The following is a 13,994-nucleotide window of genomic DNA, read 5'->3' as shown; positions in this document are numbered from 1 at the left end:
AATCTGAAGGGGCCTTTTCTAAAATAAAAGATGGTTTATCATACAATAGATTTAATCATACAGGAAAACTAAATGTAAGAAGTGAAATAAACCTTTTATCAATAGCCTTAAACTTAAATAAATTATCATCAAAGATAATGAAAAACAATTTAGAAATAATAAAATATAAAGCTGCTTAGAAAAATATTTGTAAAAAAGCATAGCTTTATTAAGTGAGCCTATTTTTAGGTGTCTATATATAAAATTTTGAAAAATCAAAAATTTAAGACTAGACTGTAATGTCTAAATTTAGATATTTAAGAAAAAAGGTGGTGTGTAGACTAAATCTAACTAATCTGCAACACCACCTTTTGTTTTAAAAGAGGTAAGTATGGAAGGAAAACAAATTAGAGGGATTACAATTGAGATTGATGGGGACACATCGAAATTAGGTAAAGATATTCAACTTTAGTATTTTCTGATTTATCGACTTCATAGTATTTGAATTCACTTGTATCTGTAGTGATTTTCTGATGTACTATAGAAGTATTAAATCTTTTTTTATCCTGTTTGGTCCTACTTTATCCACCGTTCCTTTGTATGAGTAGTATTTTCTTGATTTGAGTGCAAAGTTTGTAAATTGAAGTTTTAGCTTTTGGATTAGTCTATGTACTTTTTTATTTTAAATAATCATAACAATGAGGCAGTTTTTATATTTACAATCTTGATATAAGGATTGATAGGAATATTTATTCATTGTTTAAATAAAATAAAAAGAGAATGTTTATACATTCCCTTTTTTTTAGTATCACAATCTAAATTGGCTACAAATTGGCTACATTTTTTTATTTTTTATTGTGTTTTATTATGCTCTATTAGGTTTAGTGAAAATTGATGAAATGTTGATATAACAACGATAATAGCTAATTTTCAACATTTATAAACACTGCATAAAACACCTATGGTGGAAGTGGCGAGAGTCGAACTCGCGTCCAAAGCATCTTCCGAAGAAATTTCTACATGTTTAGTTAATTTTTTTTATTCCCAATTTAGTCGTTAATTAACAAAACTTCTAAATCAGTAGCTTCATAAAATCCGTATTTAACTCAAAGCTTTGTTAAATAGGTTTCCTACTAAATAATGATACTAGTTAGTAGCCGTAGGTTCTACTAAGTAGCATAAAGCAGCTATTAAGCTGCTAAAGCGAAGTTATTATCTTCTGCGTTTAAATTTAATTTGCTATTTTTAGGAAGTATGCCCTTCCACATGCTTATTCTTGTTCCAAAACCCTGTCGAAACCAAAACACTCCCGTGTCAATATAGTATATAAATATATGACAAGATTGTCAAGATTGTGTATAATCTAATAAAATAGGAAGGTAGAATATGAATAAAAAAAATATGAAAACTATCGTTTTCTATATAAGTATATTACTTTTAATTACTGGATTATATTATATATTTGTAATAAAAAATGATAATCCTGATAATAAAAAAAATATATCAATAGAGACATCATTAAATGAGACAAACGAAGATGGTAAAGATTTAAAATCTGTAGAAACAGAAACGAATATAGAAAATCCAGATAGTTCAAAAGTTATTAAAAATAATAATTATTACACTAAAGATGACGTAGCCCTTTATTTGCATTTATATGGAGAGTTACCACCTAATTATTTAACAAAATCTAAAGCTAAAAAATTAGGCTGGGATTCATCTAAAGGAAATCTTTGGGATGTAACAGATAAAGGTGTAATTGGGGGAGATAGATTTTCAAATCGTGAAGGTAATTTACCTGATGATAAGTATTTTGAAGCTGATGTAAACTATAATGGAGGCTATAGAGGAGCTGAAAGATTGGTATATACTAAGGATGGTAAAGTAATATATTACACAGGAGACCATTATGATAGCTTTGAGATTTTATATGAATAATCACACTTATAGATATGATATAATAATAAATAGAAATTTATCAAGAATAAATAAAGAGGAAATATGAAAAAATTTAGTGAAATTGTTGAAATTTTAAAAGAAAATAAATTACTTGTAGAAGCGTCAGATATAAATTTAGAAATTGAAGATATTAATTATGATTCTAGAAATGTTGTTAAAAATACTCTGTTTTTTTGCAAGGGAATCCATTTTGACGTTAAATATTTGGAAGATGCAATAAATAGGGGAGCAAATTCATATATCTCTAAAGAAAAATATGATTGCGATGTACCTTATATAATTGTTAAGGATATTAGAAAAGCAATGTATATAGTTGCTAGATTTTTCTTTGATTATCCAGATAAGAAATTAAATTTAATAGGGGTAACTGCAACAAAAGGAAAGACAACTACAGTTACTTTAATTAAAGAATCATTAGATTTATATGCAAAAGATCATGGTGAAAAACCAGCGGGAATTATTTCTACTACTTATACTTTTGATGGGGTGAATGAATATGAATCACATTTATCAACTCCTGAAGCAATTGAGCTTAATAGAAATTTATATAATGCATATAATTCAGGATTAAAATATATCGTAATAGAAGTTTCTTCACAATCATTAAAATATGATAGAGTTGCTGGCATTAATTTTGATATAGCTGGAATAGTTACAATTGGCAGAGATCATATAGCTCCAAATGAACATCCAACAGTTGAAGACTATGTTGATTCTAAATTAAAACTTGCAGACATTGCAAATAAAATTTTGTACTGCAGAGATACAGATCATCTAGATAGGATAGAAAATAAATTAAAAGATATGAATTCTGTATCATTTGCTGCTGAACATCCTGCTGACTACAATATAACGAATTTGAGATTTGAAGATGGACTTACTAAATTTACATTTGATGAAAATGATTTTGAATTAAATATGATTGGTAAATTTAATAGTGTGAATGCAGCATGTGCATTATTAGTACTTAAACATTTTGGAATTGATTATAAATATGCTAAAGAAGTATTTAGAAATATTGTGATTCCTGGAAGAAGTAATTTGCTAATATCCGAAGATGGGAAAAAGACAATATTTGTAGACTATGCTCACAATGAATTAAGTTTCACTAAAAACTTTGAAATGCTCAAAGAAAAGTTCCCTGATTATAAAATAGTTACATTATTCAGTGCAAGAGGAAGTAAAGCTTTCAACAGAAGAAAAGAATCAGCTGTTGTTGTAAGTAATAATTCAGACTATATTTATTTAATTCCAATTGAACCAAATTATGAAGAATTAAGAGATATATATGATAGTTTAATCAAGAATTTTACATGGGATATTCCATATGAAGAATTTGAAACAAGAGTGGATGGATTAGAAAAAGCATTTAGAACTTTTGGAGAAAAGACTATATTATTTATTGCTGGAAAGGGAGATGAGAGATATCAATCAGTTAAAGGTGAATATATTGAGATTGAATCTGACTTACAAGCTGCAACTAGACTAATAAATGATTATAATAAAAATAATCCCAAAGAATAGGAATAAAAATGATTAAAATAGATGCGAAAAATATTTTATCAAAAGAAAATTTTCATAATGAAATGAAACATTTATTTAGTTTTCCAGATTATTACGGTAATAATCTGGATTCATTATGGGATTTATTGACTGAGAAAAATGAATTAAATATAGCCATTTATAATTATAAATATTTCGAGAAAAATCTTGGAGTATATGGTAATAAAATTATTGATTTATTTAAAGATTTAGAAAAAATAGAAAATTATAATATTAATTTTATAGAAAGTGATGAGATAAAATATGGCTCAAATTTAAAAGACATCACAATAAAAACAATATATAATAAAACTCCCAAAATAGATGATACTGTATATATTGCAGAAGGAGCTAGGATACTTGGAGATGTAGTTTTACATGAGAATGTAAATATTTGGTATAATGCAACACTTAGAGCTGATGAAAACCAAATTGAAATTGGCAAAAATTCCAATGTTCAAGATAATGCAGTTATCCATTTATCAGAAAATTCAAAAGTAATAATTGGAGAAAATGTTACCGTAGGGCATAGTGCTATAGTCCATGGCGCAATCATTGAAGATAATGTAATTATTGGAATGGGGGCTACAATATTAGATAATGCAGTAATAGGTAAAAATAGTATAATAGCTGCAAATGCACTTGTTTCAAAGGATAAAATCATACCAGAAGGGTCACTTGTTATAGGTGTCCCTGGTAAAGTTATTAGAAAGCTTACTGAAGAAGAAATTGAAGATAATATAAGAAACGCTAAAAAATATGTTAATAATGCAAAGGCTAACATGGAAAACAGCTAATTTTAGCGGAAAAAAAACTTGACAAGAAAGATTTTAAGTTGTATTATATGTAAAATCGTATTTATAAAAACGGTTTTATTCGTTACATTTTTTTAACAAAAAGAAGTATAAATAAATTTGGAGGCAATATGAGTACATCAGATTTAACATTAACACTTTTAGAAAATCTTGGCGGAATGGACAATATTGAATCTGTTTCCAATTGTAATACAAGAGTTAGAGTTAGTGTAAAAGATAAAAATCTAATAAATAATGAAGAATTAAAGAAAATCGAAGGAGTTATTGGTATAGTTCCATTTGGATCACAAGTTCAAATAATATTAGGACCAAGAACTTCAGAACTTGCAGATGTATTTTTAAATAAACTAAAATTAACAAATGCTAATAAATAATTGAATATTGTTTAAAAAATACTACAAATCAATTGATTTGTGGTATTTTTTATTTAAATCTACGAATTTAAATTTTGAATATGTTTATAAAAAAATAGCGAATCATAAAGATTCGCTATAATTCTATAAATTTTATTAAATTTCAGCGGGCTTATTTTTATTGAATAAAGATTTATCTTCTCTATAAGCTCCAATAGCATTCATAAATGCTTTATTATTCTTTAATAATTTAAATATTGGAACAGATATTATTGTCATAATTATAAATTCTGAAGCCATAACTTGTATTGTCATTAACCAAAATGAACCAAATCCGGCTAAAAATGAAAGTTCATATCCTATAATAAATGAAAATACTGTTGGCCATATTGATGCAATTAATAAATTTCTACTTTTTGATATGAAATATAGGGAAATTGCAGTGTGTAATGTTCCAAATATTATATCGAACATTCCTAATGGTGACCAAAAATTAGATATAAACACTCCAAGTGTAACACCGATTGCGTTTATTGGATTAAAAAATGCCAATAAATTTAGAATTTCAGAATAACGAAATTGTATAGCTCCATATGCTACAGGAGCTACGGATAAAGTTAAAGCAACATATAAAGCTGCGATAATAGCTTGTCTTGACAATTGTTCTAATGATATTTTTTTCATTTGTCCTCCTTGATTTTTTTAGTGGGTGCCAAGTAAACACTTTGTATAAAACATATACTTAATTAGTATAGCTAAATATTATATAAACTTCAAGATTTTTGAACTATATATTTTATAAACTTTATATATTTAATAAATTATTTAGTTGAAAATTAAATGAAAACATAATCATAAACTGATATAATAGTTATGATATAACCATTGATATTTTATGGATAAAGAACTTAAAAATAGAGTTTCACTATATTTAAGATATGTAATTATTTGGAATTTTAACTTGAGTAATTGTAAATATAAATGGAAAAATTTTAATATTAGAGGAGATAGTATGAAAAAATATGTAATTGGAGTGGATATTGGTGGAAGAAGTATGAAATTTGGTTTATTCACTTCTGATGGAGAATTAATAAATAAATCTAGTATTCCAACACATACAGAAAATGATGGAGAAACAATTTTATCTGATTTAGAAATGCATCTAAAAAAGATGATTGAAAAATTTGAGTTAAGCGAAGAAAATTTTGAAGGAGTTGGTATAGGGATACCAGGTCCAATACTTAATAAAAGTATTGTAAAAACAGCTGTAAACCTAGGCTGGAGAGAGCCTACTCATGTAAAAGAATATTTAGAACCAAGACTAAATGCTAAAGTCTTAGTTGAAAATGATGCAAATGTTGCTGCACTTGGAGAATTATGGAAAGGTGCAGGAGAATATGTAAATAATTTGGTGATGATTACACTTGGTACAGGAGTTGGTGGTGGAATCGTTATTGATGGGAAAATTGTTTCAGGGACAACTGGTTCAGGTGGCGAAGTTGGGCATATGCCAATGCTAGAAAATCCAATGCAAAGAAAGTGCGGCTGTGGAGGAGATAGATGTTTTGAACTTGTAGCTTCAGCAACCGGACTTGAACATAGTGCTACAAATTATCTTTTTGAACATGATGATAGTTCAAAATTAAGAGAAGTAGACAATATTGATGCAAGAGTTATATTTGAATATGCACAAGAAGGTGATAAAGTAGCAGAAGATATAGTTGATGATTATGCAAATCATTTAGCAAGGGGACTAGGTATACTTTCTGCAATAGTAGATCCAGAAATGTTTGTAATAGGTGGTGGAGTATCTAATGCAGGAGATTATTTATTAGATAAGGTTAAAGCATCTTATAAAGATGTTGCTTTTTCAGTAACGAGAGATGTAATTTTCAAGATTGCAGAATTAGGTAATGATGCGGGAATGTATGGGGCAGCGAAATTAATAATTAGTTAGGAATTCATATGAAGCTTATACTTTCAAGACATTTAGAACAAAATAAGAAAGTTTTTTATAACTCTATAAGAGAAAAATTAAATAATAATGAAATGGTATATATCATAGTTCCAGAGCAGTTTACTTTGGGTACTGAGATAGAAGCCTATGATAAATTAGATATTGAATCAACATTTAATTTAAGAATTAAAAGTTTTAAGTCGATTATAAAAGAAATATTACATAAGATTGGTGGAAGAGGATATAAATTTGTATCCGATTCCACTAAATTTATAATATTACAGTCAGTACTTTTACAGAATAAAAATGAATTAAATGTGTTCAATAAAAATATTTATGATAAAGAATTTGTTGAAATTTTACTAAATTTCATTGAAGAAATGAATAAAAATGATTATGGGATTGATGAAATTGAAAAAATCATTGAACTTGGTAATATCTCTAAAGAATTAAAGAATAAACTTTCAGATGTATTAATATTATTGAAATCATATACCCAATTACTTACAAATTCCGATTTTTCTGTTGAATCAATGGAAGATATTGCAATAAAAAATATAGGAAATATGGAATATTTTAGGGATATTAATTTTTACATATATAGATTTCATGATATGTCCAGAAAAGAATTAAAAATTCTATCGGAAATAAATAAAATTTCTAAAGAGACAATTTTAAATATCAGCATCGATGATAGATTAATTATGCCTAAAAATGATAAGTTTGAAGATTATCTGGTAAAAGATAGTGATGTATTTTCTATTTCAGAAAAATTTATTCAAAGTCTACAAAGAGATGAGTTTGAAAATAATATAGAATTCATATCTAACAATAAAAAAGATGATGATTGTAATGAAATAGAAAAGTTTTTAGACAATGTATTTTCATTTGACTTGGATGAAGTTTCAAAAAAATTTAAAAATTCTAATAAGAAAGTTTCAAATATTTCACTTAGAAGAACTAAAAATACAGAAGAAGAAGTTGAAAATATAGTTATTGAAATCAATAAATTTATAAGAGAAGGAAATAGATTTAATGATATGGCTATATTAGTCACCAATTCGCAGGAATATTATCCAATTATAAAACGTCTATTTAAACTTAATGAAATACCATTTTTCCTTGATGAAAATAGATCCTTGCTTGATAATGCCATGATAAAAAATATTAAAGCAGGTATTTCCTTGTTAGATTCAAAATTATCTCAAATATCAATAATAGATTTTCTTAAATATTCATTTTTATCAATTGAAGAAGAAAAAATCGAAGCTTTTCAATCATTTATTGAAAGAAGAAGAATTTCAGGAAGTATGATATTTGACGATAAATATTTCCAAAAACAAAAAAGAAAAGAAAATAATACAAGATATGAAAAAGAAGATGATATAAAACTAGAGCAAGTTAAGGAAGTATTAAATATATTAAGAGAAATAATACTGGAAATTCCAGGATTAAAAGATACAATCATTAAAGATAAAAAATTAGATATGAAAGATTATGTTAAATATGTTTATGCATTATTAACAAATGAATATCTGTCAAATGGTTATGAAAATTATAAGGAAAGTATTAATTTTGAAAATAAAGAAGAATTGATTGAAGAAAATAAAATAATTTGGGAAAGATTTATAGATACTCTTGATGAATTATATAATGTGGAATTTGGAGAAAGTTTTAATTTAAATATATTGTCAGATATACTTTTTGCATCCATTGATAATTTTAAAGTTGGTATAATTCCACCTAGTAAAGACCAGATTGTAATTGGTGATCCTTTAAGATCAAGATTTAATAAAGTTAAGAAATTATTTGTCTTAGGAATGTCAAATCTATATTATCCAATCACAATTGAAAGATCAGATTTATTATCAGATGAAGAAAAAGAAGAGTTAATAAATTTGGATAGTGAAATCTTTACTACAAACATTGATATTACTAGTATTAAGGAAACCATTAATAGCAATAATCTATTATCATTTTATGAATTACTTTACACTAGTAATAAGTATATTGATTTTAGTTATAGTTTGATAAATAGTTCAAATGAAGGCATGAATAGTGCTTCATTAGTTGATAGTATAAAAGAAATAATTAAAGAAGAAAATATCTATGAAAAAGATATTGACGAGAATGATTATATCTACTCTAAAACAATATTACAAAAATATGTACCTCATAAATTAAGAGAGTCAAAACAAGGATTATTGGATAAAAAAGAAAAAAAAGATCTTGAATACTTAATTTCAGAAATAAAATCCAATAAAGATAATTTTTCAGATATTACAAATGCTATCGAATTAACAAAAGCAGATTATACAAGGAAAAAGCTTAGCAAAGATACGGTAAATATGATTTTTAATACTAATAAATTTTCGGTAAGTCAATTAGAGGAATTTAATTCTAACCCATATGACCATTTTATTAAATATGGATTAAAACCAAGAGAGCATAATACTTATGATATATCAGCTTTAGATATTGGAAATATCCTTCATAATTATATGAAGGACTATTTTGAAAATAGATATTTAAAATCAATTGAAAAAGAATCAAAAGAAATATTTTATGAAGCTATAAATAATACAATTGATGATTTTAAAATTGAAGATGATAAGAATCAATTCTTTATAAATCAAATGGAGAGAAATGCAAATCAATATTCTAAAATAATTGACAGGCAATTATCTATAACTCATGTAGATGATTTTATGCTAGAAAAAGAATATCGAAAAAGAAGATCAGAAGCTGATGATGTTATAGATGCTATAGAAGTTGATATTGATGGTAGGAAAATACTAATTGAAGGGAAAATTGATAGAATTGATGTATTTAATTACAATGGCAGAAAATATTTTAGAATAATAGATTATAAAACAGGTAATAAAGAATTCGAAATAGGGAAAATATATGCTGGAGTAGATATGCAGCTACTTCTATATCTTAATGCTGTATTAAATCAAAATAAAGATTCAAAACCTCTGGGAGTTTTCTATCAAAAATTAAGAGATGATTTAGATATTATTGGTATGAAACAAATAAATTTAGATTCTAATAGTGATAAACTCAAGGCATACAAATTGTCAGGAATAATAAATGATGATATAGATCTTTATAATTATATAGATAGTGAAGCCTTAGATGAAAAACAATATGTAAAATCTGAACAATATAATTATGAAGGTAGAAAATCTGCATTTAAAGATAAAAATAATGTAGTTTCGGAAAACTTTTTTGAAAAGTTAATAAAGAAAAATGAAGATAATGTAATTAAATCTATTGAGCGTCTATTGGATGGGGTTATAGATTTACAACCTTATAAATTTGGTTCATTTAAATCAGATAAATTCAGCAATTATACGACAATTCATAAAGATGAAGGAAAGTTAAGTTATAGAAATCTTGAAAAATATTCATGGGATGAGATAAAAGAAAAGTTTGGAGAGTAATATGTCAAAGGAAAAAGTGAAAAAACTTAAGCCAGAACAAGCGAGAGCATTAGATATTAGCACCATGAAAAATATTATAGTGTCGGCTCAAGCTGGTGCTGGTAAGACGTTTGTACTTACCAGACGAATTATTGAACTTATTGAAAAAGAAAGACAATTAGATAATGGAATTGATATAGATAATTTTCTTATAGTGACATTTACAAATAAAGCAGCTTTTGAGATGAAAGATCGTATTAGAAAAGCATTATATGAAAAGCCTAAAAAAATAAAATTTGATTTAAAAGAAAAAAATATTGAAATTTCAGATAATGAATATTCCAAGATTCAAAAGTTTTATTTGGGACAATACAATAAAACGGTGAATGCTCAAATTTCTACTATGCATTCATTTGGTATAAATATACTTAGAAAATATTTTTACAAGCTAGGATTAAATCCTAATTTTAAGTTATTAACAGATTCAAGACTTGAGATAATGCAATGGGAGACTATGAGTGACATATTTCAAGAATTATATTCAAACGATGATTATGAATTTCAAAGATTAGTGTCATTGTATTCTAATAAGTATGATGATACTTCACTTATGAATATGCTATTCAATATCTATAATTTTATACAATCTCAATTAAGTCCATTTGAGTGGTTAAAAGAGAATATAGAAAAAATACCTAACAAAAAATATTTTGATAGTGAATCAAATAAAGATGAATTTATAAAAAAAATTGTAGATAATGCAAAACTTGAAATAGATAAAAATATTGAAACAGCAAGAAAAATAATCGAATCATTAAAACAAGAGCCTGATAGTGTTTTAAAAGAAAAATATATAAATGCAATACTTTTAGATGAAGAAATAATTGATGAACTAAGTAAAGTAGATGCATATGAAGAAGTTAAAAATATAAATGATTTGAACTTTAAAAGGCTTCCTAGTATAAGAGCTAAATTTTTAGAGGAAAATAATATTGATATTTCTGAAAAAGAATATTTTAGTTCAAAAATTAATTCTTACAGAAAAATCATAAAAAATATGAAGATACTTGAATTTTCTCAAGAGCAAGAAATTGAATTTACAGTTCAAATGAGAGAGAGTTTAGATACTATTTATAGAGTTTTAGTTTTATACGATAAAAAATTAGGACAAGTAAAGAAAAATCAAAATTCACTTGATTTTAACGATATTGAACATTATCTTTTAAAATTGCTTGAAGATAAAGAAGTGGTTAAAGATATTAAAGAAAAATATAAGTATATATTTTTTGATGAATATCAAGATGCTAATAATATACAAGATGAAATTATAAATAAGATTTCAAGAGGAGATAATTTATTTTTTGTAGGAGATATTAAGCAAAGTATATATAAGTTTAGACTTGCAGATCCTAAAATTTTCAAACAAAGATATAATGACTATAAATCTCTTACTGATTTATATGAAGCGATTGATCTTCATCACAATTTTAGATCACATGAACAATTACTTAGATTTATTAATATTATATTTGATGAAGTAATGACTAATGATTTAGGTGATGTTGATTATAAAAATGAAAATCATAGGCTAAGAGCTGGTTTGGATGAAGATGATTATGATAAAAATAAAGCACATATTGAGATTGATTATATTTTACAAGAATCAGGATCAAAATCTTACAAAGAAAATATTGATATAGATGATGATATTTTAGAAAATAGAGCAGAAGCAGTATTTATAGCAAAGAGAATTTCAGAATTAATTAGGAATGGAAAACGTGCAGGAGATATTGCGGTAATTGCAAGGTCAAGACCAATTTTAGATGAGGTAAAAGAGAATTTAATTGAATTTGACATACCATATTTTTATGAATCAAGTAGATTTTCATATGAGGATATCGAAGTAAAGTCTTTTATTGAGATATTGAAAGCTATTGACAATGATAATGAGGATATTACGTTATTATCGGCTCTAACATCAAGTATTGAAAAGTTTAGTGATGAAGAACTTGCCAAAATAAGAGGTAATAATAAAGAAGATTCCTTTAATTATTGCTTCTATAATTATGAGAATAATAAAAACGTAGATGAGGATATTCTGTGTAAGATAAATTCTTATAAGTCTAAAATGGAAAAATATAGAGATTTATCAAGAATAATGTCTTTAAAAGATTTTGCGTGGTATGTATTCGTTGACTCAGGATTTATGACTTATGTATTATCTAAAAATGACGGAGATAAAAAAGTTGAAGAAATAAATTTATTGATTTCAGAAATAGGGGAACTTGAGCAGCAAAGATTTTTTACGCTTACATCACTTATGAAATATATAGATAGATTAACAAAAAGAAACCTAAGTGAAAGAGAACCTATTGCGAAACTATCAGAAAAGGATAATGTAGTTAGACTTATGACCATTCACAAATCAAAAGGGTTGGAGTTTGATACACTATTTGTTTGTGGTCTTGCAACAAGGTTTAACACTAGTGATTTAGTTAGTAAAGTAATATTAAATGATGAAAAAGGTATTGCTTTAAAAACATTAAATACTAATGATTATGAATTAACGGCATCAAGATTATATAATGATATCAAAGACCTTAAATCTCAAGAGTTATTATCCGAAGAAGTAAGAATATTATATGTAGCTTTGACGAGGGCGGTTAATAGTTTATTCTTAGTGTCATCAGTAAACCAAATAAATAGTGAAGATAAATCTTTTGATAAATTAAATAATTATTGTAGTTGGATAAATAAAGTTTTTTACGACAAAATATTTACTGATGGTGAAGTTGATAAAAATAAATTAAAATATTTTAGAGAAAAAGAGAAAATTAATTTAGATGTAAATTTAATTAGTGATTTAGAAATATATGAATATCTGAATAATAAGAAGAATACAAAATATTCAGAGGAATATAAAGAAATAGAATATGATGGTAATCTATCTGATATATTCAAATTTAAATATGATAGATCCTTGGTTTCTGTTCCCTATAAAAAAATAGTAACTGAATTATCTGCTAAGGATGATAATACTAGCTCAGACTTAAAAGAACCCGAAGTTCTTACGATAGAGAATATAGAAACTGAAATGGAAGAAAAGAAACCGAAATTTATTCAAGATACAAACTCTGATTCATTAGAAAAAGGGATTTTATATCATTATCTATTTGAATTGTTGCCAATTAGAGAAATGGATACTAAAGAAATAGAAGAATTTTTATTAGATTTAGTTAATAGAAGATTTATTTCCCAAAATGAATATGAATCGATTGATATTAGATATTTTGATAATTTTATTAAGTCTGAATTGTTTGATCGACTTTTAAATGCGGAAAAAGTATATAAGGAAAGATCATTTACCATGAAATATATAGAAGGAAATCATGAGGTTTTGGTAGATGGTCAGATTGATTTATATTTTATTGAAGATGGAAAAATCTCAATACTAGATTTCAAGTCTAATAAAAAAATCAATGAAAAATCATATGAAAAACAATTGAATTTATATAGGGAAGGTCTTGAAAAGGCGTTTAATATGGAAGTTAAAGATATGATTATTTATTGGATAATGCATGATAAAGTTTCCTATATAAAAAGTAAAAAATAGAGATATAAGGTGACCCCAAAAAGTTGGACTCTATACCAGAGACATTTAGAAATATTTGTCTCTGGTTTTTTGTAGTCCTAATATTTCCCCTAGGGGAAATCGCAGCTAAGCTGCATTTAATTTTCTGTATTCAACTGGACTTAAATATCCAAGTTTTTCCTTTATTCTATCTTCATTGTAATATTTTATATATTCTTCAATCGTTTTTTTTAGCTCGCTAAATGATTTAAATGTTCTTCCATAGTAAATTTCTTGTTTTAATATTCCGAAAAAATTCTCCATAGGAGAATTATCTAAGCAATTTCCTTTTCTTGACATACTCTGTAAAATTCCGTTATTTTCTAATTTGCT

General features: G+C 25.7%; 10 protein-coding genes, 1 other RNA gene and 1 pseudogene. 8 read left to right on the top strand and 4 right to left on the bottom strand.

Annotated elements, in window-relative coordinates; translation table 11 throughout:
* A partial coding sequence (locus tag G534_RS08620; protein ID WP_205617668.1) for a transposase occupies positions 1-179 on the top strand: 179 nt, incomplete at its 5' end.
* Between the two features lie 291 nt (positions 180-470).
* Here the strand turns inward: G534_RS08620 and G534_RS08860 are convergent.
* Positions 471-661, bottom strand: a pseudogene (locus G534_RS08860) (IS3 family transposase); the annotation flags it as partial.
* 280 nt (positions 662-941) lie between these two features.
* Positions 942-1,290, bottom strand: a transfer-messenger RNA (tmRNA) gene (ssrA, locus tag G534_RS08610).
* Between the two features lie 75 nt (positions 1,291-1,365).
* Between ssrA and G534_RS0106570 the strand changes: the two genes are divergently transcribed.
* From G534_RS0106570 to G534_RS08900, 4 genes are all read left to right on the top strand, one after another.
* Positions 1,366-1,917, top strand: a complete 552-nt coding sequence (locus tag G534_RS0106570) for a ribonuclease domain-containing protein (protein ID WP_027348413.1) — start codon at positions 1,366-1,368, stop codon at positions 1,915-1,917.
* Positions 1,918-1,980: 63 nt separating this feature from the next.
* Complete coding sequence (locus tag G534_RS0106560) at positions 1,981-3,462, top strand: Mur ligase family protein (RefSeq protein ID WP_027348412.1); 1,482 nt, start codon at positions 1,981-1,983, stop codon at positions 3,460-3,462.
* An 8-nt stretch (positions 3,463-3,470) separates the two neighbouring features.
* Positions 3,471-4,277 carry a barstar family protein gene (locus G534_RS08605; RefSeq protein ID WP_084510117.1) on the top strand — a complete coding sequence of 269 codons (807 nt, stop codon included), beginning with the start codon at positions 3,471-3,473 and terminating at the stop codon, positions 4,275-4,277.
* 128 nt (positions 4,278-4,405) lie between these two features.
* Positions 4,406-4,669 (top strand): PTS sugar transporter subunit IIB, encoded by a 264-nt coding sequence (locus tag G534_RS08900; protein WP_027348410.1) that lies wholly within the window; start codon positions 4,406-4,408, stop codon positions 4,667-4,669.
* A 135-nt stretch (positions 4,670-4,804) separates the two neighbouring features.
* Here the strand turns inward: G534_RS08900 and G534_RS0106545 are convergent, their stop codons facing one another.
* Complete coding sequence (locus tag G534_RS0106545) at positions 4,805-5,332, bottom strand: QueT transporter family protein (protein ID WP_027348409.1); 528 nt, start codon at positions 5,330-5,332, stop codon at positions 4,805-4,807.
* Positions 5,333-5,660: 328 nt separating this feature from the next.
* Here G534_RS0106545 and G534_RS0106540 point away from each other — a divergent pair, with 328 nt between their 5' ends.
* From G534_RS0106540 to G534_RS0106530, 3 genes are read left to right on the top strand one after another with little or no spacing between them, the layout of a single operon-like run.
* Positions 5,661-6,605, top strand: coding sequence for an ROK family glucokinase (locus tag G534_RS0106540; RefSeq protein WP_027348408.1), 945 nt, complete (start codon positions 5,661-5,663; stop codon positions 6,603-6,605).
* An 8-nt stretch (positions 6,606-6,613) separates the two neighbouring features.
* Positions 6,614-10,051, top strand: coding sequence for a PD-(D/E)XK nuclease family protein (locus tag G534_RS0106535; RefSeq protein ID WP_027348407.1), 3,438 nt, complete (start codon positions 6,614-6,616; stop codon positions 10,049-10,051).
* Position 10,052: 1 nt separating this feature from the next.
* Positions 10,053-13,643 (top strand): UvrD-helicase domain-containing protein, encoded by a 3,591-nt coding sequence (locus tag G534_RS0106530; protein WP_027348406.1) that lies wholly within the window; start codon positions 10,053-10,055, stop codon positions 13,641-13,643.
* 105 nt (positions 13,644-13,748) lie between these two features.
* Here the strand turns inward: G534_RS0106530 and G534_RS0106525 are convergent.
* Positions 13,749-13,994, bottom strand: a 246-nt coding sequence (locus G534_RS0106525; protein WP_027348341.1) for an IS3 family transposase, incomplete at its 5' end; no start/stop codon positions are given.

Origin of the sequence: Helcococcus sueciensis DSM 17243 (assembly GCF_000423145.1) — a bacterium.
Taxonomy (GTDB): Bacteria; Bacillota; Clostridia; order Tissierellales; family Peptoniphilaceae; genus Helcococcus; species Helcococcus sueciensis.
The sequence above is the reverse complement of the archived record's forward strand: the minus strand, read 5'-3'. Positions and strand labels throughout refer to the sequence as shown.